Origin of the sequence: Rhodococcus sp. NPDC056743, from assembly GCF_042790355.1 — a bacterium.
Classification (GTDB): Bacteria; Actinomycetota; Actinomycetes; order Mycobacteriales; family Mycobacteriaceae; genus Rhodococcus_F.
The window spans coordinates 246,550-269,330 of the sequence record NZ_JBHTZI010000007.1; the positions used below are offsets into that span (position 1 = coordinate 246,550).

A 22,781-nucleotide genomic window follows, 5' to 3' on the forward strand; every position below is an offset into this window, starting at 1 on the left:
ATCGTGAACCGTGCGAACACTACGAATGGACGAATTAGGTTCACAGAGTTCCCTAATGCAAGATTGCGCAAAAGAACGCTTATCGGCATGACCAAATCGGGAGCTATATATGAAACGTGATACACGACGACTACTGTTTGCCACTTCGATTGTAGTCAGCGTTGCTGCGGCACTCACTGCATGTTCGTCAGGCGAGGATTCGTCTGTCCCTAAAGCCACAGGTCCGGATGCGGGCGTTATCTTGTTGGTCGATTGCGGAGAAGACGGCGTCGGTGTCGTTAAGGTCTCCTACGGAGTCGTCGACGACGAGTTCATGGTTGGCCGAAACTCCACCACCCAGTCGATTGGTGGTTATAAAACGCTTTCCAGAAACTATGGTTCTTCGGATGACGGCGACGGCGCAACACTCACAGTGTCAACGAATCCAACCCGTGGGACTTGCGCGACCTCACTGACGGACGAAAATGGCGGAGAGATTTTGGCTGAGAAGGAAACCGCTGGCAAAGTGGAGCTTTCTGCTTTCGTGCCAGCAGGCTAACTTCGGCAATGCGCTCGATATGCACGCATTACCGAGATACGCCTGAATATGACAAACGCCCGCCAGACTTCGTGTCTGGCGGGCGTTCTCGCGTTCGGGGTAGGTCAGTCAGAAGAAGCGTTGCCCAACCGCCCAACCGCCGAACATAATCGCTCCGATTGCCAAACCTGTTAGGCCAGGGGAATCATAAGTTCGGGCGAACGCGACCTTGATTCTCGCCCACGCGTACGCCGATAACCCTCGGCCGCGGGCTGCGGTGAGTGTCGCAATGTTGTCGAGTTCGTGCCGGACTGCCGCGTCGAGTACACCGTTCTCGTCGAGATTAGAGCGGCCATGCGGCATGGCCTGCCTGATTTCGACGAGTACCTTCAGGTTCTCATGCGGCGTCTTGCGGGCGAGCCTGATCGCGGCGCTGCCCGCGATCGCTGCGGCGAGGACGTATCCGATTGGGGTCAGGCTGACTGCCACCACGGACTATCTGCGGCTGCGGCTGCGGCTGCGAAGTTCATTCGCGCATCATGCCCGTTGGGTCACGTTCGCGCACAGCGTTCGCTACCGGGCGATGCCGCATAAATGCTGTCGATGTGCGGACTCCGCTACTCGCTCGACGTCCCGAAGCTATTGAACTACATCGACCAACAAGCAGTCGAACTTCGGCTGCTTCGAAGGTCGTAAACAACAACGCGTCACTGTAATTGCAGTAGATACACTCATCTGTACCCACCGAAATGGATGACACAAAGGCGAATGACAAATCACCCCAACACCCCAGACGGCACCTGGCCCGAAGACCTCGGCCGCCGAGAAACCGCACTCGAAGCGATGCGCCTGCGTCGTGACGGTAAAACGTGGGACGAAATCGCCACAGAGGTCGGGTACTCGAGTCGGCAAGACGCCCACAAGACCGTCAAACGTGTCATGTAACGCGTCGAAGGTGAAACCGCCGAAGACTATCGGGAGATCATGGTCGCCCGCTACGAAGCCCTCTACGCGAAGGCATGGGAAGCGATCACAGCGGCGGACAAGCAAGGGCAGTTGGTGGGGAAGTCGCAACTGATCGCGTCTGCTCGGGCGTCGTTGGATTCGTTGTCGAAGATGTTGGGTTTGCAAGCCGCATCGAAATCAGAGGTCACCGTGGTGACTCGCACGCAGATCGATTGAGAGATCGAAACATTGCTCGTCCATGGCGGCATTTTGGCCGGCGAGCAAACCGAAACCGAGGAAAACAAGTGAAGGTGACAGTCTTCACGAAGCCAGGGTGTCCACCGTGTGATGCGACGAAGACGAAGCTAGACAAGCACGGCGTCGAGTACGAGGTTTGTGATGTCATCACCGACCCGGAAGCGAAAGCGCGGGTGCAGGAACTCGGATATCTCAGCACGCCCGTCGTCGAGTGCGGCGACACGCACTGGCAGGGCTACAGCCCCGACAAATGCAAAGCCCTCGCAGACAGCCTCGCGGTGATGCGGCCCGCCCTCGATGCGGAGCTCTCACAGTCCGCCGCCGAATGCCTCGAGGTCTGACTCATGACCTGTACCGTCACCCTTGAAAGTGACCAGATAGCGAGGACATTCAGTGGCGACGTACGGACTGTGGAAATCGAAGATGTACTACATGTGTGGGGAGAAGGCACCGGCCGTCACAGCTGGCTCAGTGAGCGAACTTGTCGCAGAAGCGAAACGGCGGGGGTGGTCGACGCCGGCGCTGATCGCAGTCAAGGACGGCGGCGAATGGACGGTTCATCATTGGGTCTATGCGAAGGTCAACAAGCCGGTGTCAAACCTGCCCCAGGCGGCCAAGTACTACAACGTGCGAATCGGCGTGACGAAGGAATGGCCGGATCGACTGGGCGCGCGACCAACGGACGACGGATTGGCCTGAAGCATCAACAAAGCTCCCGGTTAGACGATCCGAATCTCATCCGGCCGCGACCTGACATGGGTCGCTGCTATTCCGCCGGCAACAACGGCACCGCCGACGACAAGGATCCAGCCGATCCACTTACGAGGCGCCAGCTGGTCTTCGCATCCAATCGCGTACTCCCGGCCCCTCGGCAGGGTCCTTTCCGGCGTGTTCTCCGTGTAATAGACAGAATTGTCAGCGAATTTCGGAGAGTCTGTGTCGGGGTTCAGGGCGGATCCACACACAACAAGGGCATCATCCCGCTTGGACAACGTGGGGTGAGCCCCCATGTCTGCACCGCTTGTCAGCACGATCCAACCTGCAACGAAAGCGACAAGCGCTATGCCGATATACACCCTCTTGGACAACGGCTGTCTCCCTCTGTGAATGCCTGGACACAGTCGTGCAAGCAGACAATTAGACCATCCGGTTGCCTCCATGAGGCGCCGGCGCTGTCCGGCGGTGCATTCGATGAGCATCCTCGAGTCCGGGGCGTGGCGGGCCTTACCCGCCGCCGACAAAGAACACCTCCGCAACAAGCTGGCAGAACAGCACGCCCGCAACGGAAACCCCATCGGCGGACCCCCACACCCGGAGCACTCGCAGTCGGCCACGAACCGACCATCCAAGTCCAACGCCCACACCTCGAACTCATCGACGAAGCACTCACCTAGGTGAAAGACACACCCAACGCCAAACTCATGATCTGGACACCGTCACGCGCCGGCGTCACTATCACCTCGGTGTCCTGGGCAGCGCTACTCGGTTCCGCCGGCTTGGCAGCCTTCGTGTCGTTCATCCTGGCGATCTCGACAGCGACTGCGATCACCTCCGGGAACTTTGTCATCGACCTCGCTGACCGTGCACTGAGAACCGGTGCAGGTTCACTTGTCGCGGCGATACCGCTGACTGGAAGCATCGCGGACATCAACTGGTCTGAAGCCCTCACCATCGCTGGTACCGCCGTTGTTGTTTCCGTGCTTACTTCGTTGTTGACGATCAATCTCGGATCGGCGAAGGGGCTGCCGAGCGCGGCGCCGGTGGAGACTCCTCTGGTTTTGAATCCGACAGGTTCGATCACGGAGTTCCGCGGCTGAACTAGGTATGCGAGTGAGGGGCGGGACCGTTGTGGTCTCTCCCCTTTCTCACGTCCGCTACAGTTGCAGTACATACAGTGATCGAAGGGGGCACAGTGAGCCGTGCATATGGCTGGAACGACAAAGGCAACGCCACCATCGAAGACGAAGCACCCGTAATCCGCATGATGGCAACCACCCTCCTCGAAGGCGGATCCCTCCGAGGCCTCGTCGAACACCTCAAAGCAGAAGGCATCGCCACCGTCTCAGGGAAAACGTGGCAGCCGGTCACCATCAAACGAGCCCTCACCAACCCTCGCATGATCGGGAAGAAGAAGGTCGGCGACAAACTTGTCGAACTAGCTGACGTGCCGCCGATCCTCCAGACACGCACTTACAACCGGCTGTGCAAACTTCTGCTTGATCCGGAGCGTGCGAAGTTCACCGGTGGCCGCACTCAGGTCGCGTTGCTCGGGGGTGGTATCGCTCGCTGCGGTGGCTGCGGTCGGGCCTTGTATTCGTCAGCGTCCACCGGTCGCGCAGCTGTTTACACTTGCTCGACTCGTAGTGGTGAATGCCCCGCGACGGTGTCCGTTCAAGCGGAACTCCTCGACGCCGATGTCACTGAACGTGTCCTCGCTCGGTTGTCGTCACCGAAACTTCGGGCGGCGTTGACGAAGTCGATCAATGAGCTCGGCTCACGCGACGCCGCAGAAGCGCGCATTGAAGATCTCCAATCCCGGTACACCGCGCTCGGGGAAGACTTCGCTGACGGACTCATCGAACGTGAAACGATGCGCGCCGGCACCGATAAAGTTCGGGCGAATATCGCGGCGACTGAACTGAAGATGAAGCAGCAAGAAGTGCTCGCTTATTTACCTGAGCCTGATCCGTCGGCGATCGTTGAATGGCGGGAGCAGGCCGGGCTGCGTCAGTATCGAGACGTTGTGTCTATCCTTCTCGACCACGTGACTGTGAAACCGACGGACCGCCGCGGCCCGGGTGGGCTTGATGACGAGCGCATCGTTTACGTCTGGAAGAAGTGACTGGGTAGGCTATTTCCTGGTCTATTTTCACCCCAGAATTTACATCTGAAAAGACTGAAGGCCTCACCAATCGGTGGGGCCTTCACTGTGGACTGCGATCAGTTCGCTACTTCGGGGCAGTGGTATTTCACTGCTAGAGATATCAACCGTAGGGTATCGCTTTGCGACATCCCCATCTCGTTTCCGAGTTGGGTGGCGATATCTTCTTGTTCCTCAGCTCCCCATTCTTCTGCCAGGTCGTTTAGTTTGATTCCTACGCACACGATTCCTGCGAGTGTTTGCGCCTCGACCGGAGTGGCTGGCTCGCCAACAATTTTTGATGTCTCGATAGCGAGCTTCGCTGAGCCCTCCGGATCTTCCTGAACCTTCTGGCGTGCTTCCTTGTCTAAGCCATCTCCGACAGGGTCGTTGTTGTTCGGGAAGTTGGCAGTGGAAGTGAGAGCTTCGACTTCTTCGACGGTGGCGGCAACCGTAGTGCTGGGCACTATGGTTGCCGATTCACTGTTCACTGCAACAGGAGTGCTGTCCGTTCCGCATCCTGTTAATAAGGCAGCGGCGGCAATTGCAGCAAGGAACGTTCGTTTCATTGCAAATGCATACCAGGTTGCCTGAATCAGTAACTCGGAGGCGGGGGAGGTGTGTTCGCGGGCTGCACGTGGGACGTCCATTGTGTGCCGTCGTACCAACGAATGAATCCGGGGCTTTGCTGATCTGGATACCATCCTGGTCCAAGCCCCGCCTGTGGCGCAACGAACTGGACAGGTGGCGGCCGCTTGTCGCCGACTCGGATAAGGGCTCGGACAACGAGAACGACGAATGCGATGGGCAGAACGATGAAGATCAGGAAGAGCATGATCTGTGCGGGAGAAGTGTCGCCCATGGCGCCGCCGCCGACGATTATCGCGAAGGCCATGACACCTGCAAGGTAGAGACCGCCGCGTACACGTTTGCCGTCCATGACTGACCTTTCGGGAAGTGTCCGTAATGCATACCAGACAGTCCGGACGAAGGACGATGGTGTCGCACGATCGCAGGACTAAAAATTGTCACACAGTTGTCACAAGTCATGCACCGGCACTGCCCGACCACTCCCGTTCGACCCCGACATCTCCAGCTTCACCCGGCCAGTCCCGCCCCAGAATGTCTTTGACCTGGACTGTTAATCGGACGGTTGCTGGTTCGAGTCCAGCCGGGGGAGCGTTCAGAGAAGTCCCTGATCCGCAACAGCGGGTCAGGGACTTTTTTGGTTCAACACAATTTGATCCCGAACTTGGCAAAAGCACCGGTTCGATAATCGGTCAGGCCAACCGTCCAGCCGGCAGCGAATTGCTCACAGTAGAGCCGAACGTCACGCTAGGGGTGGACGAATTGCTGTCGAAGGGCCACACTGAAACAACTCGAGCCGGATCGTTCGGTCCAGAAGTGCTCAGCGGCAAACCGAGTTGAACGAACAAAGGACTTGAGTATGAACCTTTGGGTCGACAACTCATGCAGGCCGCCCGATGGCTGGGTATGGGCACAGACGAGCTCAGGGGCCATCGACGCACTCTGTTTCGGCATGGTGGAACGCCTGTCGCTCGGTGACGAGCTGGGTGGTGACGACACCACGCGCCCGGTTATCCGCTGGATGCGCGAAAACAGTGTGTGGCCAAAAGATATTCGAGTGCATTGCGCCAACCGGGTATGTGCCGAGTGGCTGATCGGGATGATCGACCGGTACCGCAAATAGCCCCCCGGGATTGCTCTGATGCCCCGCCCCCGACGAATCGGGGACGGGACACGCCAGCCGGCACGTCAACATCCCGAAGGCGTCAACAGCCCGTTGCTGGACGTACTGGCAGAGCCGCGCTCAGTCCTTCACAACAATTATGTAACCAATGGGTTCGAAATCGAAACCCTCATTGTGGACAATCAAGCCAAGGTGGACGGATTCGTTCCGGGCCGCCGGCCGATGAAAAACGACGGCGTTCTGATTGTGGCGTTCCCTCGGTCCGTAGCCCGTTGATCGCCGGCCTCCGCATTGGGCTGTTCCAGCATTATTCGCGGCGATGATTCGTCTGCTTTTCGTGCCTCTCGGCACGTCGAAGTTCGGCGGCGGATTCCTCGAGTTCGGTGTGGCTGACTGCTCGTCCGATCCAGAGTGCGGCAAACGTGGCCGCGAGGACCCAGATAGCGACAATTCCGGCAATCCACCACATAGCTGAAAGTGTGCCACAGCAAGGATGGAGGTCGAGGCCCGGTCGCTGGGTTACCTCAGATTTCACCCATCCTGAATTGCTCACGTGTGGTTGTTGGGCAAGGTTGCCTATGTCTCGTTTCGATCACGACCAGGTGGGTACACGGTTCGCAGGCCGCGACGGTCGGGGTTAGCATGCGGTCTCGCAGCCTTGCGGTTCAGGTTCTTGTCGGTTGAGCACACAGCCCTCGAGAGCCGCTGTCGTTTTGGGACTACTTCCTCTTCGGATTGCCTCCCGCAAGATGAACGACGCCCCCGCTCTCATCGCTGAGAGTGGGGGCCTTTGTCGTCATCCACGTTGAGCACACAACATAGGAATCCCTTATCCGTGCCGGGCTGACCCCGCATGTCCACCGTAGTCCTGCGCCTCGGTGCCGGCGGAATTACTCAGCGCGAGAAGCGGTGCGGTTCCTCCAGTTCGGCATTGTTGATGGCGCGGCCGAGCCAGATCGCAACATAGGCGCCGGCAGCAGCCCACCCGACAAGAATTTCGGCAATCCACCACATGGCAGGAGCTTCGCACGTAACGCGCTGACGCACTGGACTTTTGTCCCGCGATGCGTGAATGAAAGATCCCTGCAACGCAATTGTGACCCACCTCCATGGGTCGAATTGGCCGACCGCAGGCTACTCGAATTGCGCGCCGGGGCTGTGGGTTTGGTTGATGTCGAGCGTGACCTCGATATCCTCCGCGGGAGCACCCGCGAGAAGGTGTACGGCGTCTGCGACCATTTCGGGAATCTGATCGAGTCGGCGAGCTTGGGTGAATGCTCCGTCGACCTCGGGCACTTCGACTGCCCACCAATCGCCGGATCTTGTGACTGTGGCGGTGACCTTCATGGAATGCCTTTCTGGTCGGTGGTTGTTCGAAGCTGATGGTCGTTCGATACGAAAGCCCGGCGCAGGTTTCTGCGCCGGGCCTCGGTGTTCGTGGTGCGAGCGTCTACTTCGCTGCGCGGTCCGAAGGCTCGAACAAGCGAACGATGTGGGCCGGGTTGATGTAGTAGACCCCGTTGGGGGAGTTGAGAACCAACGTGTCCTCAGTGAAGTCCTTGACGGTGCCGTTGAGCTTCGCGCCGTCGGACATGATGATCCGGATCGTGGCCTTGGAGTTCTTGAATTCAGAGAGTGCAAGCTTCATGTGATGATCCTGTTCAGTGGGGTGTGCTCTCCAACGTTATCGGGTTCCGGCACCCGTGCGAACCAAGTCGAGCTACCTGCTTCGATATGAGTTGAACCAGTCACACCCTGCCCGGTTGTGATTCGCGTCGGCGGTGCCGGTAACATTCGGACTCGCCGAGATGTCATGCAACTCGGATGGGGCGGTAGCTCAGTCGGTTAGAGCCGTGGACTCATAATCCATTGGTCGCGGGTTCGAGCCCCGCCCGCCCCACGTCAGATGCCCTGTCTCGTAGGTCGAGGCAGGGTCTTCTTCTACTTGTGTGAATCTCAGCTCTCGTAGCGCTCCGGCAGTTGGCATGGTTGCTGTAGCGTGCCGGCTATTCTCCGAGCGAAAATGCCAGCGGCTCACGCGCTTCGGCTTCGGAATAAGTCAGCCCGCCACGATGGGATATCTCGACCTGGTAGAACGTGCTTCCGGCGGGAACACCGCTTACGGTGAATGGTAGGACGCACTCACCGTTCGAAGTTTCGCCTCCCTCCAGGCGGCCGGTTGCCAGCGTCTTTCCGGCTTCGTCGGTGACCTTCACCTCGGCGCCCGGTCGGATGTCGTCGTAACCACCGTCTCCGACGCAGCCGGATCCGATCCGTTGTGCATCGCTCGACGACAAGCTCATCGTCCCTGTAATTGCAAAGGAGCCGGGTTTGGTTGTTTTGTTGACCAGTGCAATCGCACCGGCGATAAATCCACCGACTGCCATAGTTCCAACCGCGCCGACGAGAACCCAGATCAGAGGGTGTGTTCGCTTGGGTGCCAGTGCAATGCCGTGATTGACGCCGAGGTTGTAGCCGTCGTGCCACGCGTGATCGATGTTCGAGTCCGGCTGAAACGGCGGCTGAGGTTGTGTCATAGGAAATAGGTAGCAAAAAAGAGACCGGTCGTTACACCTTTTGGGTGGTAAGTGAACTTCTTCTCATAGGCAGTCGGGCTAGTCTCGGGCTATGCCGATTACGCCGGACACGAAGAACTGGACCTGGGTGCTCGAGCGCCCTTGCACGGAGTGTGGGTTCGACTCGAGCACCATCACCTTCGCGGATGTTCCCGACCTAGTCCGCAGGAACGTGGCGGCCTGGGGTGAGGTGCTGCAGCGCGAGGACGTGGCGATACGGCCGAACAGCGAAACCTGGTCCGCGTTGGAGTATTCCGCCCACGTGCGTGACGTGTTCAGGATCTTCAAGATTCGGCTCGAGCAGATGCTCGAATTCGACGATCCGGAGTTCGAGAACTGGGACCAGGACGCGACAGCGATTGCCGATCGCTACAACGAGCAGGATCCGGGAAAAGTCGCTTCGGAATTGGCCGTCGCAGCCGAAGCCGTTGCGAGCGCATTCGAATCAGTTGCCGACGACCAGCTGGATAGGCGTGGGCTTCGCAGTGACGGATCGGCGTTCACCGTCGAATCATTGGCGATGTACTTCATCCATGACCCGATCCATCACCTGCACGACGTTTCGGAGTAGTCAGAGCCCGCGCTCCTCCTCCAGAGTTTTCCGGGCACCGACGGAGTGCAAGGAATCGAGAGTTGTTCGGAAGCTCGCCACAAATCGTCGATTGTCGACCAGGTCGCCGAAAACGGCGCGGTTGCCGATGAAGGCGAGAGGGTCGACCGACTGCTTCTGAGCGAGGGGCACCAACGTGTCGGCCATTTGATCGACAACGGTGATCGGGTTGCCGTGCTCGTCGACACCCTCGGCGTAGCGAGCCCAGCTGGCCACTATTGCGGTGGACAGATTGATGGGGCCCCCGGTGTCGAGTTGCTTTCGGATGACCGGCAGGAGCCACTTGGGAATTCGATCGGACGATTCGGCGCACAGACGCGCAATCGTGTCGCGGACCTGCGGGTTCGAGAATCGTTCGATGAGCGTCTTCTTGTACTGGTCAAGATCGACGCCTGGCACCGGGTCGAGGGTGGGGGTCGCTTCGAGGTTCATGTAGTCGAGCAGGAAACCGGACAGGAGTTCGTCCTGGCATGCCTCGTGAACGAGACGGTATCCGGCGAGGTAGCCGAAGTACGCAATGCCCTGATGGCTGGCATTGAGAAGGCGTAGCTTCATGAGTTCGTACGGGCGAACGTCCGGCACCATGTTCACGCCGGCATTTTCCAAAGGTGGTCTGCCCACGGTGAACTCGTCTTCGAGAAACCACGCCGTAAACGGTTCCGCCGCGACGGGCCAATGATCGTCGACGCCGAATGCCTGCGCGATCTCGGCGGTCACCTCGGCTGTCGTGACGGGTGTGATCCGGTCGACCATGGAGTTGGGGAACGCGCCGTTCTGCTCGATCCACTCGGCAAGTTCGGGATCCTTCAGGGCGGCAAATGCTCCGAAAGCTGTTCGTGCGACGGCACCGTTCCCTTCGATGTTGTCGCAGCTCATGATCGTGAAGGGTGCGAGGCCGCGTTCTCGGCGAAGGGCGAGGGCATCGCAGACCAGTCCGAAAGTCGTGCGGGGGAGCGCGCCTGGCCGAAGATCATGTACGACATCAGGATTGGACACGTCGAACTCGCCGGTCGTGTGCGAGATGTTGTAACCGCCCTCGGTGATGGTGAGGGACACGATCTTTGTGGACTCCGACGCCATCTTCTCGATGACCGCGCGTGGATCGTCCGGAGCAAACAGGTACTCGACGATGGACCCGATGACCCGGCCCTCGAGCGTTCCGTCAGCATGCTTGAGCGCCAAGGTGTACAGACCGTCCTGGGCGCCGAGCGCATCCTTCATCCGCTTGTCCGACGGCATCACTCCCACACCACAGATGCCCCAGTCGAAGCCTTCGCCGCGTCGCAGGAGGGTGTCGATGTACATCGCCTGATGTGCTCGGTGAAAGCCGCCGACGCCAAAATGCACTATGCCGGTTGTGACTTTGCTCCGGTCGTAGTTCGGCACTTCGAGTGAAGCATCGAAGTCGCGCAGGGTCTTCGTGTTGAGTTCCATGAAAGTTCTAGTCTCCTTCGGCGACGATGACAATGGCTTTGATGCTGCCGGGAACGCGATCAGCTACCAGGGCCTCTTGCGACTGTTCGAGTGAAAAGCGGGCTGTGACCATCGAATCCAGATCGACACGGCCGGCAGCGACCAGTGCGGCGGCGATCGGCCACGTGTTGGCGTATCGGAACACACCGGTCAGGATCAGTTCGCGGTTCTGAATGATCGGGACCGGCAAAGGGATTTCGTCGGCGCCCATTCCTACCAAAACGACTGTGCCAGCGGGCCGAACGGCGTGAATGCCGTCGATCACGGCGGCCGTGGCACCCGACGCGTCGATGAACGCGTCGACGCTGAGGGAACGCACATCGCTCTCGCGGGGATCCACCACGGTGGTTGCGCCGAATTTCAGTGCCACCTCGCGCCGGGCCGCATCGATGTCCGAGACGATGACCTCGGTGGCACCAAAAGCCTTGGCTACCTGCGCGGTCACGATTCCGACGGGTCCGGCGCCGGCGATGAGGACTCGAGACCCTGCGGTGATGCCCGCCTTCTGGACAGACGCAATGCCTACGGAGAGGGGTTCGAACAGCGCCGCGGCTTCATAGGACACGGAATCAGCGATGGGATGCGCGAAGTCGGCACCGATCGTGACGTAGTCCGTCAACGCACCGTCGATGGGAGGCGTCGCAAAGAACTCCATGTGTGGGCAGAGGTTGTACCTTCCCGCCTTCGATTCCGAACTGGTCGGATCGGGCTTCTGCGGTTCGATGGAAACCCGTTGTCCGATGCGACTGGGATCAACACCGTCCCCGACGGCTGCGATCCGGCCTGACGCCTCGTGCCCGAGAACGAGGGGAGCGTCGACCACATAGGGCCCGATACGGCCTTCACGAAAATAGTGCGCGTCGGATCCACACACGCCGACTGCGTGGACGCGGACGAGGACTTCGCCGGGTCCGGGCGACGGTCGCGGTCTTTCCTCCATCTGCATCTTTCCGACTTCAATCAGGACATTTGCCCGAATTGTTGCAGGTAGATCGAGTGATTCACCGGAAACTGTTGTGTGGGTCACAACGTAGATGTTAGCTTAATGAGCATAAGAACATCTAGTGAGCATCTGCTCACGATCACATGAAGCAGCGTCAAATGAATCAACAAGGAGAACGCGTGAACCAGTCGGCACAGCCAACAGGACTCAAGACGTCGAAGACGCCGGCGTCCGAGGATGTCCGACTCGCGTTGCGGGCGGCAACGATGTATCACCTCGAAGGTGCTACTCAGGCGGAAATCGCTGCAAAACTCGGCGTCTCGCGGCCGACGGCGGGTCGCCTGTTGGCTCGGGCACGGTCACAAGGTTTGGTCAGGGTCGAAATTTTGGTTCCACCGGAGCTGGAAGGTTCGGTGAACACGGAACTGGAGTCCGAACTCGAGAAGCATTTCGGGCTGGCTGAAGTTCTGGTTGTCCCCGAAGCAAATTCGGATTCAGACGATCCTGACTACGATGCGCTGGGCCGCCGCGCTGCTGACGTATTGGTTCGGCGTCTGCAACCGTCGAGCGTTCTCGGATTCACGTGGGGACCGGAAACCGTTGCGGTGGCTGGTTCTTTGCCGGACCGGGCCGCAAAGTGCTCGGCTGTGGTACAACTTGACGGCTCCATGACGGTGACCGACTATCAAACCGGCGTTGACTTCACTATCGGCCGATGTGCACAACAGTTGCAGGCCAATCCGATTCGCCTCAATGCTCCGTTGTACGCCGATCCGGCGACTGTGGAGTCGATGCGAAACGATTCGGTCATATCGAAGGCCCTGCAGGCCGGAACTGATTCCGACATCATGGTTTTCGGTGTTGGCGCCGTATCGACGGCTACCACGTTGTTTGCCGGCAGCTTTGTCGATTCGACGATGCTCGACGAGTTGGACAGTCGCGGCGCGGTCGGTGAAATCGGGGGCCGTTTCTACACGATCGACGGAACTCCAGTGGAGGGGCCACTGCCCGAGCGCACGGTCTCCGTATCGCTCGAAGCAGTGAAATCCTGTGATCAGACCATTCTGATTTCGGGGGGAACACACAAACGCCAGGCCGTTCTGGGCGCATTGCGCGGAGGTTTGGCACACGTACTCGTCACCGATGTCGAGTGCGCCCAGTGGCTGCTCGAAAGCTAGCGCTCTTACGAGTTCAGCCGGCCGAGCGTGCAACTGACACGTGAGTGTGAAGGAAGGTAAATCCGTGAAAACAGGAAGACGAGTGTGGGGCGCTGCTACTGCAGCTCTCTGCCTCCTGGTGTCGGGATGTGCGGGTGCGGGCGCACTCGGTGGTTCCGGCGAACGAACCGTCACCATTGCGATGGTGTCGAACTCGCAAATGCAGGACGCCATCAAATTGGCGCCCGCTTTCGAAGCCGAGAACCCTGGGATCGACCTCAAGTTCGTCAGCCTTTCCGAGAATCAGGCGCGCGCCAAGATCACGGCATCGACAGCTACCGGTGGCGGTGAATTCGACGTAGTCATGATCAGCAACTACGAGACGCCGCAATGGGCTGCCAACGGTTGGCTCGTAAATCTGTCCGAGTATGCCGATGCGACACCGGGTTACGACGAAAACGATTTCATTCCGTCGATCAAGACGTCGCTGTCCTACGAGGACAGCATGTACGCCGTCCCGTTCTACGGTGAGTCGTCGTTCCTGATGTATCGCAAAGACCTGTTCGACCAGGCCGGCATCACGGTTCCCGAAGATCCGACCTGGCAGGAAGTTGCCGGGTGGGCCGAGAAGTTCGACAACCCCGACGCAAAGATGTCGGGCATCTGCCTTCGTGGTAAGCCAGGTTGGGGTGAGGTGCTTGCACCACTGAACACCGTGATCAACACCTTCGGCGGCCGCTGGTACGACGAAGATTGGAATGCGCAGCTGACCAGTCCACAGGTGGAAGACGCCGTCCAGTTCTATGTCGACACCGTCAAGGAACACGGTCAGCCGGGCCCGGCGACCAGTGGATTCGGTGAGTGCGCAACACAATTCGCACAGGGAAATACGGCGATGTGGTACGACGCGACGTCGGCTGTCTCGGTGCTGGAAGACCCCGCGTCGTCGAAGGTGCCCGGAAACATCGGCTACGCGAAGGCTCCGAAGGTCGAGAAATCCGATCCAGGATGGTTGTACACCTGGGCGCTCGGTATCCCGGAGTCGGCCAAGAACAAGGACGATGCGTGGAAGTTCGTTTCGTGGATGACAAACAAGGATTACATCCAGAGAGTCGGTACGGAGCTCGGGTGGTCGAGGGTGCCGCCGGGAAGTCGTCTTTCGACCTACGAGATTCCGGAGTACCAGGAAGCAGCCAAGGCGTTCGGTGAGATCACACTCCAATCTATCAACAACGCAGATCCGAAAAACCCTACAGTGCAACCGGTTCCGTATACCGGCGTCCAGTTCCTCACCATTCCTGAGTTTCAGGACCTGGGCACTCGCGTCAGCCAGCAGATCAGCGCTGCCATCGCGGGTCAGAAGAGTGTGAAAGAAGCACTCGAACAATCGCAGCAGTATGCCGAGGTGGTCGGCAAGACCTATCAGGAGAACCGATGACTACGGTTGCTGAGCCCAGAACTGCGGTGGACGACGCGCCGCCGGTCCGAATCGACAAGAAGATCTCTCGCGCCGAGGGGTGGCGTCGGCGAGGTCCGTTGCTGCCGGCGTTGATCTTCTCGATCGTCGTCACTCAGATCCCCTTCCTGTTCACGCTGTACTACTCCACGCAGTCGTGGAACCTCGTGCGGCCGGGATCACGGCAATTCAACGGCCTGGACAACTACATCGAGGTGTTCAAGGACAGTCAGTTCCGTGAGGTGGCTGTCAACACGGTCATCATGATCGTGGGTACGGTCATCGTGTCCGTGATCCTCGGACTGGCGCTGGCACTGCTTCTCGACCGAGCGTTCCTGGGTCGCGGAATTGTGCGAACCCTGCTGATCACGCCGTTCCTCATCACCCCGGTCGCCGGCGCATTGCTTTGGAAGACAACGATGTTCGACCCCGTGTTCGGCATCGTGAACTTCGTTCTCCAGCCGTTCGGCGTCGGCCAGGTGGACTGGGTGAGCAAGTTCCCGCTCGCCGCGGTCATGATCAATCTGATCTGGCAGTGGACCCCTTTCATGATGTTGCTGATCCTGGCCGGGCTGCAGTCCATGCCCCGCGACATTCTCGAAGCCGCACGGGTCGACGGCGCCAAGCCGTTCGCGATGTTCCGCGAATTGACGTTGCCGCATCTGCGCCGCTTCATCGAACTCGGCGCGGTACTCGGTGCGATCTACCTCGTGAACACCTTCGACGCGGTGTACATGATGACGTCGGGAGGGCCAGGAGTGGCCAGCTCGAACCTGCCGTTCTACATCTACCAGCGTGCGTTCCTCGGCTTCGACGTCGGTCAAGCCGCGGCGATGGGCGTCGTGACAGTGATCGCGACCATCATCGTGTCGACACTCGCGCTCCGATTGATCTTCAAGAGCTTCACCGGTAATGAGGAGGCTGCGTGATGACTACCGCACACACGACAACCGACAAGCCGATTGTCAAGCAGAAGAAAAGCGGCAAGTTCAGCCCATGGTCGGTGGTGGCGTGGATTGTCGCCCTCGGCTTCTTCTTTCCGGTCTTCTGGATGGTTCTGACGGCCTTCAAAACCGAGGCCGACGCGTACACGGATCCACCGAAGTTGTTCTTCACCCCGACGCTCGAGCAGTTCCGTGCCGTTCTCGATTCGGGTCTTGGTACCACGCTGGCTAACTCGGCATTCGCAACCGGAATGTCCACGATTCTTGTTCTGCTACTGGGTGTTCCGGCAGCGTTTGCGCTCTCTCTCCGCCCCGTGAAGAAGACGCAGGATGTGCTGTTCTTCTTCATCAGCACCAAGATGCTCCCCGTCGTGGCAGCGATCGTGCCGCTGTACGTGATCGTCAACGACATCGGATTGCTCGACAACATCTGGGCGCTGGTCATCTTGTACACGTCGATGAATCTGCCGATCGCGGTGTGGATGATGCGCTCGTTCTTCCTCGAAGTACCCGGCGAACTCCTCGAGGCCGCCAGCATGGACGGCGCGAGCTTGTGGACCTCGGTTCGTGAGGTCATCCTGCCGCTGATCTCGCCCGGAATCGCTGCCACAGCGCTGATCTGCGTGATCTTCTCGTGGAACGAGTTCTTCTTCGCAGTCAACCTGACGGCTGTTCAAGCGCAGACGATTCCGGTGTTCCTGGTCGGATTCATCACCGGTGAGGGCCTCTACTGGGCCCGGCTGTCCGCAGCGGCAACCATGGCGGCGCTTCCCGTCATCCTGGCCGGGTGGTTCGCCCAGAACAAACTCGTGCGCGGTCTGTCCTTCGGCGCCATCAAATGACCCGGTGCAATCCACTAGCTCGCCTCACACTTTCAGGAGTTCGTCATGGCTGAAATCTCGTACCAGAAAGCGTCTTGCATCTACGAAGGTGCCGGGACCCTCGCTGTCGATTCGCTCGATCTCGATATCAAGGACGGCGAGTTCATCGTCCTCGTCGGACCGTCAGGATCGGGAAAGTCCACTGCGCTACGCATGTTGGCTGGGCTCGAGGACATCGACTCGGGTGCAATCACCATCAACGGCAAGGACATGACCGATGTCCCGTCGAAGGATCGCGACATCGCGATGGTCTTCCAGAACTACGCGCTGTACCCCAACAAGACCGTCGGCGAGAACATGGGCTTTGCGCTGAAGATGCGTGGGGTTCCCCTGGAGGAACGAAAGAAGAAGGTTGCCGAAGCGGCAAAGCTCCTCGACCTGACCGAGTACCTGGACCGCAAACCCGCCAAACTGTCCGGTGGCCAGCGTCAGCGAGTTGCCATGGGACGCGCTATCGTTCGTGAACCTCAGGTGTTCTGCATGGACGAACCGCTGTCCAACCTCGACGCAAAACTGCGGGTCCAGACGCGTACGCAAATCGCGGCGCTGCAGCGTCGGCTCGGAACCACCACCGTGTACGTCACCCACGATCAGGTGGAAGCGATGACGATGGGCGATCGCGTCGCAGTGCTCAAAGGTGGCAAGTTGCAACAGTTTGCGTCACCGACCGAACTCTACGATCGTCCCGCAAACGCGTTTGTCGCCGGCTTCATCGGTTCGCCGGGCATGAATCTGGTGACGGCCCCGGTCACTTCAGGTGGCGTTCGGTTCGGGTCCGTCGACGTTTCGCTCGACCGCGAGCAGATGACGGCAATTGCGGCCGCCGGCTTGGACTCCGTCACCGTCGGAATCCGGCCGGAACAATTCCAGGTGGTTCCCGCGGGAACCGGTATCGCCGCTCAGATCGATCTGGTCGAAGAACTGGGCAACGAGTCGTACATCTACGCGCACGTGCCGGGAACGGATGCCGATCCCATTTCACTCGTCGCTCGTACGGGTGGACGATCACAACTGCAGTACGGCCAGACGCTCGGATTCGAGCGGGTAGAAGGACCGGTTCATCTCTTCGACCCCACGACCGGTGAGCGCGTAGGTAACTGAGCCCATCCGAAATCGTGCCCTGCTCGGCGCTCGAACTCGATCGCGCCGAGCAGGGCATTGCCATGATCGCCTCAAAGTTAAGGTCTATCGATGAGTGATACCCGAAATCGATCCGTCGTGGTGTGTGGTGAGGGACTGGTCGATCTGGTGCCGGTGGGGGAGAATTTCTCACCCAAGCTGGGCGGCGGACCGTTCAACGTCGCACTCGCGTTGGGCAGGCTCGGGTCGGCTGTGGGTTTTGTCTCCCGGTTGTCGGCCGACGCGTTCGGTGATCGCATGATCGCCTCCCTGACCGCGTCCGGCGTCGACACCAGTGGAGTCGACCGTGGACCGGAGCCGACCACACTTGCCGTCGTCAATCTTTCCGACGACGGTAGCGCCCGGTACAGCTTCTATCTGGAGGGGACGGCGGATCGACTCTTCAGTGCGCCGGAACTTCCCGATGCCCGCGCATTTTCCTTCGGAACCCTCTCGCTGGTGCTGGAACCCGGGGCGTCGGCGTACGAAGCTCTGCTGATCGAGGCGCACGCACGTGGACGACTCACCATGGTGGACCCCAATATCCGCCCGGCCGTCATCGCTGACCCCGACGCGTACCGTCGACGCTTCCGCACGTGGTTGCCGTCCGTCGACATTCTCAAAGTGAGCGATGACGACGCGCTGTGGCTGGGCTCGGTCGACGGTCGTGAGTGGCTGGACGAAGGTGTGGGGGCGATCTTGTTGACGCGCGGCGGCGATGGATTGACAGTGCTGACACCGGGATTCGACGTATCGGTATCGGCGCCGACGGTTCGGGTCGCAGACACCATCGGAGCGGGAGACACGGTGCACGGTGCGCTGTTGGCATATCTGGAGCGCCATGACGCACTCGATCCCGCCGCTGTTCGCAGCTTTACGGCACCGCAATGGGAGGCGGCGCTGGAGTTCGCGGCGCGGGCGGCGGCCGTCACGGTGTCACGGCCAGGTGCTGACCCGCCGTGGTCGGCGGAGTTGTCCCACTGAGAGTTTGTCCCACTGAGCGGGTCGTTTCCGAAATGCCGGGCACGTGTTTTCCCAGCTCAATTGGACGTCTGACCTGCGGCACGAAAACTTTCGTTAGAACACGTTCCAATTTCGGCTATTTGTGGCTATGGTCACAGTGATAGATGCGGGTGTGCGAATGAAAGGGTGAACTGACGTGAAGACCAAGGGTGCAATCCTGTGGGGCCTGGGCGAGAAATGGTCCGTCGAGGAGATCGAGATCGGCGATCCGGTAGCCGGCGAAGTCCAGATCCGCATGGAAGCGGCCGGAATGTGCCACTCCGATCACCACATCGTCACCGGCGCTACGCCGATGCCGTCGTTCCCCGTGATGGGTGGACACGAAGGCTCGGGCGTCATCACCAAGCTCGGCCCCGAGGTCTCCGGTCTCGAGGTCGGCGACCACGTTGTGCTGTCCTTCATCCCGGCCTGTGGAACCTGTCCGGCGTGTTCGGCCGGACATCAGAATCTCTGCGATCTCGGCATGGGACTACTCAGTGGTCAGGCAATCAGTGACGGCACGTACCGAATTCAGGCTCGCGGCGAGAACGTGATCCCGATGTGCCTGCTTGGAACGTTTGCCCCGTACATGGTGGTGAACCAGTCCTCGGTAGTGAAGATCGACAAGGACATCCCCTTCGAGGTGGCCGCGCTTGTCGGTTGCGGCGTTCCTACCGGTTGGGGTTCGGCGACGCACATCGCCGACGTCAAGCCGGGCGAAGACGTGGTGATCATGGGCGTCGGCGGCGTCGGCATCAGTGCGCTGCAGGGTGCCGTAGCATCCGGTGCGCGGTACATCTTTGCCATCGATCCGGTGCCGTGGAAGCGTGAGCAGGCCCTGAAGTTCGGTGCCACCCATGCGTTCGAGAGTGCTGCTGCGGCAATTCAACCCATCATCGAGGCGACGCACGGACGCATGGCACAGAAGACCATCATCACCGTCGGTGAGATGAAGGGCGAGTACGTCGAAGAAGCGATGATCCTCACCGCCAAGGCCGGACGCTGTGTTGTCACCGCAATGGGCCACCTGACGGACATGGACGTCAAGCTCAATCTGTTCCTGATGTCGATGCTGCAGAAGGATCTTCAGGGCAACATCTTCGGCGGCGGCAACGCCCGTCAGGATGTTCCGAACCTGCTCGCGATGTACAAGGCGGGCAAGCTCAACCTCGACGACATGGTCACTCGCACGTACACCCTCGAAGGTGTCAACGACGGCTACCAGGACATGCTGGACGGCAAGAATATCCGCGGCGTGATCCGTTACACCGAAGCGGACTGGTGATCCAGAGCTGAAATCACGGGCCAGTAGTCTGATCGAGTGCACAGTCTTGACGTCATCGATCAGTGGCCCGTCGACAACGCGGCAGCGGTCGTCCTCACGGGAGAATCTTCCGGCGGGGGCGGCCGCATTTCTGCGTCGCACGGAGACCAGAGCCGAGTATTTCCGTTGGCGTCGGTGACAAAACTCCTGTGCGCCTATGCAATTCTCGTTGCGGCGGAAGAGGGTGCCGTCGAACTCGATCAACCAGCCGGCCCCGAAGGTTCTACGGTGCGGCATCTGCTGGCTCACGCGTCGGGACTGGCTTTCGGGGAGCGAGTTGTCCAAGCTCCCGTCGCGTCGAAGCGGATCTATTCGAGTGCGGGGTTCGAGGTACTCGCCGATTTGATCGAACATGAAACCTCGATTCCCTTTGCCGACTATCTGGCCGAGGCGGTGTTCGAACCATTGCAGATGACGACCGCGGCACTGGTCGGCCCCGCAGGCCACGGAGCGCAGGCGTCTGCAGCCGACCTGTCCCGGTTCGCCGCTGAACTACTCGCCCCGACTCTGATTTCGCGGCAGACGTACAAAACCGCGATCTCGGTGCAATTCCCCGGGCTCAATGGCATATTGCCGGGATACGGCTCCAAGCGCCCTAATGATTGGGGATTGGGCTTCGAGATACGTGGACAAAAGAATCCGCATTGGACCGGACTCGAGAATTCTGCGTCGACGTTCGGCCATTTCGGTCAATCCGGAACCTTCCTCTGGGTGGACCCCAGCATCGACGCTGCCTGCGTCGTTCTGACCGATCGAGCCTTCGGTGATTGGGCAAAGCCGCTATGGACTGAATTGTCCGATCGCGTAATAACGGACATTCGGTAACAATTTTCTCTTGTTCCACTGGCGCAACACGAGTAACACAGGCACACTATTCAATCGAGCCTGCTCCACACATTCGACAGAGGTCGTTGGGGAAGACGTCCCTCGTCGAAGCAGGAGGCTCGAGTGCAACCGAATCACCTCGCGGAACTGACGACTGGTGTGGTCTTCATCCACTCGTCACCCGCAGCGCTGTGCCCGCACGTGGATTGGGCTTTGTCCGCCGCGTTGGGTTGTCCTGCCAAACTGCGGTGGACATCGCAGTTGGCAGACAATGGACTGCTGCGTGCAACAACGGATTGGTCGGGGCCCGTCGGAACCGGTGCCCGACTGGTGGATTCACTACGTGCGTGGCCGAAGCTGCGATTCGAGGTCACCGAGAACCCCAGCGACGGCGTCGACGGTGAGCGCTACAGCCACGTGCCGGGCCTCGGACTGTGGCGCGGTTCCACCAGTGCCAACGGGGACGTTGTCGTCGGCGAACTGCGGCTGCGATCCATCATCGACGCGGGCGGCGACATCGTCGGAGAAATCGACCGGGCGATGGGTGCCCCGTGGGACGAAGAGTTGGAACCGTATCGATGCTCCGGCGAGGGCGCTGAAGTGATGTGGTTGCACCGCCGCGTCAGCTGATCGACAAACATGAATGAAAAAGGTGAGCCTCGCCGTTGTCGGCGGGGCTCACCTTGCATTCGACAAGTTCTTACAGCGGAATATTCTTGTGCTGCCCACGCACATTCGGAGCGGCGGCGAGGGCGGCCGTGACGATACTGCGAGTCTTCGCCGGATCGATTTCCTGATCCACCACACCCATCTCGACGGCCCGGTCAACGCCACCGGCGATGGCTTCGTGCTCAGCAGCCAAACGGTCGTGGAGCGCTTCACGCTCGTCGTCGGGTGCAGCGGCGAGCGCGCGCTTGTGCAAGATGCCCACCGCGGCCTTTGCACCCATGACGGCGACCTCGGAATTCGGCCACGCGAACACTGCCGTGGCGCCGAGCGCCCGCGAATTCATGGCAATGTAGGCGCCGCCGTAGATCTTTCGGGTGACCACGGTGACGCGGGGGACACTCGCTTCGGCAAAGGCATGCAACAGCTTTGCCCCGCGTCGGACGACGCCTTCCCACTCCATCGACACACCCGGGAGATATCCGGGGACGTCGACGACCACAACGAGCGGCACGCCGAAGGCATTGCACAGGCGAACGAATCGTGCGGCCTTCTCGGCGCTCTCGGAGTTGAGGCAGCCACCGAGTCGCAGTGGATTGTTCGCAATGACACCGACAGTGCGGCCGGCCATCCGGCCGAACCCTGTGACGATGCTGCGGGCGTAGTTACCTTGCAGCTCTTCGAAACTCGATTCGCCTTCGACGTTGTCGAGCAGTTCGTGAACGATCGGACGCACGTCGTACGCGCGCTTCGCCGACGCCGGCATCATTGCCCGCAGATCGGAATCACCGAGTTCGGCGGCGCGCTGATCGAACGTGCCCTGGTCGCAGAGCATGGAGACGAGTCGGCGTGCCCGATGCAGGGCGTCGGACTCGTCGTGCGCGGCAATATGGGCGACGCCTGACTTCTTGCTGTGGGTGTCCGGGCCGCCGAGTGAGACCATGTCGACCTGCTCGCCGGTCACACTGCGTACGACGTCTGGTCCGGTGACGAACACTCGACCTTCGGGCGCCATGATGACGACGTCGGTCAAGGCCGGCCCGTACGCTGCGCCGCCGGCGGCAAATCCGAGGACAACGGAAATCTGTGGGATAAGGCCTGATGCGCGGACCATTGCCTCGAAGACAAGTCCGACAGCGTGCAGTGCTTCGACGCCCTCAGCGAGGCGGGCACCACCGGAATGCCAGAGTCCCACGATGGGGGTCTGCTCGTCGATGGCGGTGTTGATGGCGTCGACAAGATGCTTGCACCCGTCGAGGCCCATGGCGCCGCCCATGACGGTGGCATCGGAACAGTAGGCGATGGTGCGGACACCGTCGATCTTTCCGGATGCGGCGAGCACACCTGACTTGTCGCGCGGGTGGAGCGGAACCGTGGTTCCCGGATCGAACAGATTCTCCAGGCGCGCAAGGGGATCACGCGGATCTGTCGACGATTCGGACTTTGTCACGGGGGCCAGGATGGTCATCGCGTCCTCCTTCAATACGTGCCTTCGGCAGAAATGCCGATCGGTG

General features: G+C 60.0%; 30 protein-coding genes and 1 tRNA gene. 19 read left to right on the forward strand and 12 right to left on the reverse strand.

From position 1 onward, the window contains the following. Positions 1-109 precede the first annotated feature (109 nt). Positions 110-538, forward strand: coding sequence for a hypothetical protein (locus tag ACFRFQ_RS17780; protein ID WP_378660179.1), 429 nt, complete (start codon positions 110-112; stop codon positions 536-538). 108 nt (positions 539-646) lie between these two features. On the opposite strand, the gene ACFRFQ_RS17785 is transcribed toward ACFRFQ_RS17780, so the two are convergent. Then, positions 647-1,006 (reverse strand): hypothetical protein, encoded by a 360-nt coding sequence (locus tag ACFRFQ_RS17785; protein ID WP_378660182.1) that lies wholly within the window; start codon positions 1,004-1,006, stop codon positions 647-649. 279 nt (positions 1,007-1,285) lie between these two features. Between ACFRFQ_RS17785 and ACFRFQ_RS17790 the strand changes: the two genes are divergently transcribed. The 4 genes from ACFRFQ_RS17790 to ACFRFQ_RS17805 all read left to right on the forward strand — a co-directional run bounded on the left by ACFRFQ_RS17790 (position 1,286) and on the right by ACFRFQ_RS17805 (position 2,419). Further along, positions 1,286-1,462 carry a hypothetical protein gene (locus ACFRFQ_RS17790; RefSeq protein ID WP_378660185.1) on the forward strand — a complete coding sequence of 59 codons (177 nt, stop codon included), beginning with the start codon at positions 1,286-1,288 and terminating at the stop codon, positions 1,460-1,462. Between the two features lie 39 nt (positions 1,463-1,501). Beyond that, the gene (locus ACFRFQ_RS17795; RefSeq protein ID WP_378660187.1) at positions 1,502-1,699 is read left to right on the forward strand and encodes a hypothetical protein; all 198 of its coding nucleotides are present in this window, start codon (positions 1,502-1,504) and stop codon (positions 1,697-1,699) included. A gap of 68 nt (positions 1,700-1,767) precedes the next feature. Continuing rightward, on the forward strand, positions 1,768-2,061 hold the full coding sequence (locus ACFRFQ_RS17800) for a glutaredoxin family protein (RefSeq protein ID WP_378660190.1): 294 nt from the start codon (positions 1,768-1,770) through the stop codon (positions 2,059-2,061). A 52-nt stretch (positions 2,062-2,113) separates the two neighbouring features. Beyond that, positions 2,114-2,419, forward strand: a complete 306-nt coding sequence (locus ACFRFQ_RS17805; protein ID WP_378660193.1) for a hypothetical protein — start codon at positions 2,114-2,116, stop codon at positions 2,417-2,419. A gap of 20 nt (positions 2,420-2,439) precedes the next feature. Here the strand turns inward: ACFRFQ_RS17805 and ACFRFQ_RS17810 are convergent, their stop codons facing one another. Together ACFRFQ_RS17810 and ACFRFQ_RS17815 are read right to left on the reverse strand one after the other, a co-directional pair. Next, the gene (locus ACFRFQ_RS17810) at positions 2,440-2,808 is read right to left on the reverse strand and encodes a hypothetical protein (RefSeq protein ID WP_378660195.1); all 369 of its coding nucleotides are present in this window, start codon (positions 2,806-2,808) and stop codon (positions 2,440-2,442) included. A 136-nt stretch (positions 2,809-2,944) separates the two neighbouring features. Further along, positions 2,945-3,082 carry a hypothetical protein gene (locus tag ACFRFQ_RS17815; protein ID WP_378660197.1) on the reverse strand — a complete coding sequence of 46 codons (138 nt, stop codon included), beginning with the start codon at positions 3,080-3,082 and terminating at the stop codon, positions 2,945-2,947. Between the two features lie 32 nt (positions 3,083-3,114). Here ACFRFQ_RS17815 and ACFRFQ_RS17820 point away from each other — a divergent pair, with 32 nt between their 5' ends. After that, positions 3,115-3,537 carry a holin gene (locus tag ACFRFQ_RS17820; protein ID WP_378660200.1) on the forward strand — a complete coding sequence of 141 codons (423 nt, stop codon included), beginning with the start codon at positions 3,115-3,117 and terminating at the stop codon, positions 3,535-3,537. Between the two features lie 95 nt (positions 3,538-3,632). Further along, a complete protein-coding gene (locus ACFRFQ_RS17825) occupies positions 3,633-4,562 on the forward strand; it encodes a recombinase family protein (RefSeq protein ID WP_378660203.1) in 930 nt (309 codons plus the stop codon). 98 nt (positions 4,563-4,660) lie between these two features. Here the strand turns inward: ACFRFQ_RS17825 and ACFRFQ_RS17830 are convergent, their stop codons facing one another. Both ACFRFQ_RS17830 and ACFRFQ_RS17835 read right to left on the reverse strand, forming a co-directional pair. Further along, the gene (locus ACFRFQ_RS17830; RefSeq protein ID WP_378660205.1) at positions 4,661-5,149 is read right to left on the reverse strand and encodes a hypothetical protein; all 489 of its coding nucleotides are present in this window, start codon (positions 5,147-5,149) and stop codon (positions 4,661-4,663) included. A 26-nt stretch (positions 5,150-5,175) separates the two neighbouring features. After that, entirely contained in the window at positions 5,176-5,520 is a 345-nt protein-coding gene (locus tag ACFRFQ_RS17835) for a DUF2510 domain-containing protein (protein ID WP_378660208.1), read from the reverse strand. A gap of 507 nt (positions 5,521-6,027) precedes the next feature. Between ACFRFQ_RS17835 and ACFRFQ_RS17840 the strand changes: the two genes are divergently transcribed. After that, entirely contained in the window at positions 6,028-6,291 is a 264-nt protein-coding gene (locus ACFRFQ_RS17840) for a cyclic-phosphate processing receiver domain-containing protein (RefSeq protein ID WP_378660211.1), read from the forward strand. A 307-nt stretch (positions 6,292-6,598) separates the two neighbouring features. Here ACFRFQ_RS17840 and ACFRFQ_RS17845 read toward each other — a convergent pair whose 3' ends face one another. The 3 genes from ACFRFQ_RS17845 to ACFRFQ_RS17855 all read right to left on the reverse strand — a co-directional run bounded on the left by ACFRFQ_RS17845 (position 6,599) and on the right by ACFRFQ_RS17855 (position 7,939). Further along, complete coding sequence (locus tag ACFRFQ_RS17845; protein WP_378660214.1) at positions 6,599-6,760, reverse strand: hypothetical protein; 162 nt, start codon at positions 6,758-6,760, stop codon at positions 6,599-6,601. A 665-nt stretch (positions 6,761-7,425) separates the two neighbouring features. Then, positions 7,426-7,638: a hypothetical protein gene (locus ACFRFQ_RS17850; RefSeq protein WP_378660649.1), complete on the reverse strand. Its 213-nt coding sequence runs from the start codon at positions 7,636-7,638 to the stop codon at positions 7,426-7,428. A gap of 103 nt (positions 7,639-7,741) precedes the next feature. Then, positions 7,742-7,939: a hypothetical protein gene (locus tag ACFRFQ_RS17855; protein WP_258957221.1), complete on the reverse strand. Its 198-nt coding sequence runs from the start codon at positions 7,937-7,939 to the stop codon at positions 7,742-7,744. A gap of 178 nt (positions 7,940-8,117) precedes the next feature. Between ACFRFQ_RS17855 and ACFRFQ_RS17860 the strand changes: the two genes are divergently transcribed. Next, positions 8,118-8,191 (forward strand) — tRNA-Ile (locus ACFRFQ_RS17860). A 106-nt stretch (positions 8,192-8,297) separates the two neighbouring features. Here ACFRFQ_RS17860 and ACFRFQ_RS17865 read toward each other — a convergent pair. Further along, positions 8,298-8,828 (reverse strand): hypothetical protein, encoded by a 531-nt coding sequence (locus ACFRFQ_RS17865; protein WP_378660217.1) that lies wholly within the window; start codon positions 8,826-8,828, stop codon positions 8,298-8,300. Between the two features lie 91 nt (positions 8,829-8,919). Between ACFRFQ_RS17865 and ACFRFQ_RS17870 the strand changes: the two genes are divergently transcribed. Then, on the forward strand, positions 8,920-9,438 hold the full coding sequence (locus ACFRFQ_RS17870) for a DinB family protein (protein ID WP_378660220.1): 519 nt from the start codon (positions 8,920-8,922) through the stop codon (positions 9,436-9,438). Here ACFRFQ_RS17870 and ACFRFQ_RS17875 read toward each other — a convergent pair whose 3' ends face one another. Together ACFRFQ_RS17875 and ACFRFQ_RS17880 are read right to left on the reverse strand one after the other, a co-directional pair. Further along, positions 9,439-10,911: a mannitol dehydrogenase family protein gene (locus ACFRFQ_RS17875; RefSeq protein ID WP_378660222.1), complete on the reverse strand. Its 1,473-nt coding sequence runs from the start codon at positions 10,909-10,911 to the stop codon at positions 9,439-9,441. Positions 10,912-10,918: 7 nt separating this feature from the next. Beyond that, positions 10,919-11,929, reverse strand: coding sequence for an NAD(P)-dependent alcohol dehydrogenase (locus ACFRFQ_RS17880; RefSeq protein ID WP_378660623.1), 1,011 nt, complete (start codon positions 11,927-11,929; stop codon positions 10,919-10,921). 143 nt (positions 11,930-12,072) lie between these two features. Here ACFRFQ_RS17880 and ACFRFQ_RS17885 point away from each other — a divergent pair, with 143 nt between their 5' ends. The 9 genes from ACFRFQ_RS17885 to ACFRFQ_RS17925 all read left to right on the forward strand — a co-directional run bounded on the left by ACFRFQ_RS17885 (position 12,073) and on the right by ACFRFQ_RS17925 (position 21,231). Then, positions 12,073-13,071, forward strand: a complete 999-nt coding sequence (locus ACFRFQ_RS17885; protein WP_378660225.1) for a sugar-binding transcriptional regulator — start codon at positions 12,073-12,075, stop codon at positions 13,069-13,071. 64 nt (positions 13,072-13,135) lie between these two features. Then, complete coding sequence (locus tag ACFRFQ_RS17890; protein WP_378660228.1) at positions 13,136-14,488, forward strand: ABC transporter substrate-binding protein; 1,353 nt, start codon at positions 13,136-13,138, stop codon at positions 14,486-14,488. After that, positions 14,485-15,435, forward strand: a complete 951-nt coding sequence (locus ACFRFQ_RS17895; RefSeq protein WP_138872934.1) for a carbohydrate ABC transporter permease — start codon at positions 14,485-14,487, stop codon at positions 15,433-15,435. The genes ACFRFQ_RS17890 and ACFRFQ_RS17895 overlap by 4 nt, the downstream gene beginning before the upstream one ends. Continuing rightward, the gene (locus ACFRFQ_RS17900) at positions 15,435-16,292 is read left to right on the forward strand and encodes a carbohydrate ABC transporter permease (protein WP_378660233.1); all 858 of its coding nucleotides are present in this window, start codon (positions 15,435-15,437) and stop codon (positions 16,290-16,292) included. Before ACFRFQ_RS17895 ends, ACFRFQ_RS17900 begins: the two co-directional genes overlap by 1 nt. A 45-nt stretch (positions 16,293-16,337) precedes the next feature. Next, positions 16,338-17,432 carry an ABC transporter ATP-binding protein gene (locus ACFRFQ_RS17905; protein ID WP_378660236.1) on the forward strand — a complete coding sequence of 365 codons (1,095 nt, stop codon included), beginning with the start codon at positions 16,338-16,340 and terminating at the stop codon, positions 17,430-17,432. A gap of 90 nt (positions 17,433-17,522) precedes the next feature. Beyond that, complete coding sequence (locus tag ACFRFQ_RS17910) at positions 17,523-18,434, forward strand: carbohydrate kinase (RefSeq protein ID WP_378660239.1); 912 nt, start codon at positions 17,523-17,525, stop codon at positions 18,432-18,434. Between the two features lie 175 nt (positions 18,435-18,609). Next, on the forward strand, positions 18,610-19,737 hold the full coding sequence (locus ACFRFQ_RS17915) for an NDMA-dependent alcohol dehydrogenase (RefSeq protein WP_378660241.1): 1,128 nt from the start codon (positions 18,610-18,612) through the stop codon (positions 19,735-19,737). A gap of 36 nt (positions 19,738-19,773) precedes the next feature. After that, positions 19,774-20,601, forward strand: coding sequence for a serine hydrolase domain-containing protein (locus ACFRFQ_RS17920; RefSeq protein ID WP_378660243.1), 828 nt, complete (start codon positions 19,774-19,776; stop codon positions 20,599-20,601). Between the two features lie 123 nt (positions 20,602-20,724). Next, positions 20,725-21,231: a DUF3145 domain-containing protein gene (locus ACFRFQ_RS17925; RefSeq protein ID WP_378660247.1), complete on the forward strand. Its 507-nt coding sequence runs from the start codon at positions 20,725-20,727 to the stop codon at positions 21,229-21,231. 70 nt (positions 21,232-21,301) lie between these two features. Here ACFRFQ_RS17925 and ACFRFQ_RS17930 read toward each other — a convergent pair whose 3' ends face one another. After that, complete coding sequence (locus ACFRFQ_RS17930; protein ID WP_378660249.1) at positions 21,302-22,735, reverse strand: acyl-CoA carboxylase subunit beta; 1,434 nt, start codon at positions 22,733-22,735, stop codon at positions 21,302-21,304. Between the last annotated feature and the right edge of the window lie 46 nt (positions 22,736-22,781).

Coding starts and splice junctions, on each gene's coding strand:
- ACFRFQ_RS17780 (WP_378660179.1), top strand. CDS start 110: ATGAAACGTGATACACGACGACTACTGTTTGCCACTTCGATTGTAGTC.
- ACFRFQ_RS17790 (WP_378660185.1), top strand. CDS start 1,286: ATGACAAATCACCCCAACACCCCAGACGGCACCTGGCCCGAAGACCTC.
- ACFRFQ_RS17795 (WP_378660187.1), top strand. CDS start 1,502: ATGGTCGCCCGCTACGAAGCCCTCTACGCGAAGGCATGGGAAGCGATC.
- ACFRFQ_RS17830 (WP_378660205.1), bottom strand. CDS start 5,149: ATGAAACGAACGTTCCTTGCTGCAATTGCCGCCGCTGCCTTATTAACA.
- ACFRFQ_RS17835 (WP_378660208.1), bottom strand. CDS start 5,520: ATGGACGGCAAACGTGTACGCGGCGGTCTCTACCTTGCAGGTGTCATG.
- ACFRFQ_RS17840 (WP_378660211.1), top strand. CDS start 6,028: ATGAACCTTTGGGTCGACAACTCATGCAGGCCGCCCGATGGCTGGGTA.
- ACFRFQ_RS17845 (WP_378660214.1), bottom strand. CDS start 6,760: ATGTGGTGGATTGCCGGAATTGTCGCTATCTGGGTCCTCGCGGCCACG.
- ACFRFQ_RS17850 (WP_378660649.1), bottom strand. CDS start 7,638: ATGAAGGTCACCGCCACAGTCACAAGATCCGGCGATTGGTGGGCAGTC.
- ACFRFQ_RS17855 (WP_258957221.1), bottom strand. CDS start 7,939: ATGAAGCTTGCACTCTCTGAATTCAAGAACTCCAAGGCCACGATCCGG.
- ACFRFQ_RS17865 (WP_378660217.1), bottom strand. CDS start 8,828: ATGACACAACCTCAGCCGCCGTTTCAGCCGGACTCGAACATCGATCAC.
- ACFRFQ_RS17870 (WP_378660220.1), top strand. CDS start 8,920: ATGCCGATTACGCCGGACACGAAGAACTGGACCTGGGTGCTCGAGCGC.
- ACFRFQ_RS17875 (WP_378660222.1), bottom strand. CDS start 10,911: ATGGAACTCAACACGAAGACCCTGCGCGACTTCGATGCTTCACTCGAA.
- ACFRFQ_RS17895 (WP_138872934.1), top strand. CDS start 14,485: ATGACTACGGTTGCTGAGCCCAGAACTGCGGTGGACGACGCGCCGCCG.
- ACFRFQ_RS17900 (WP_378660233.1), top strand. CDS start 15,435: ATGACTACCGCACACACGACAACCGACAAGCCGATTGTCAAGCAGAAG.
- ACFRFQ_RS17905 (WP_378660236.1), top strand. CDS start 16,338: ATGGCTGAAATCTCGTACCAGAAAGCGTCTTGCATCTACGAAGGTGCC.
- ACFRFQ_RS17910 (WP_378660239.1), top strand. CDS start 17,523: ATGAGTGATACCCGAAATCGATCCGTCGTGGTGTGTGGTGAGGGACTG.
- ACFRFQ_RS17930 (WP_378660249.1), bottom strand. CDS start 22,735: ATGACCATCCTGGCCCCCGTGACAAAGTCCGAATCGTCGACAGATCCG.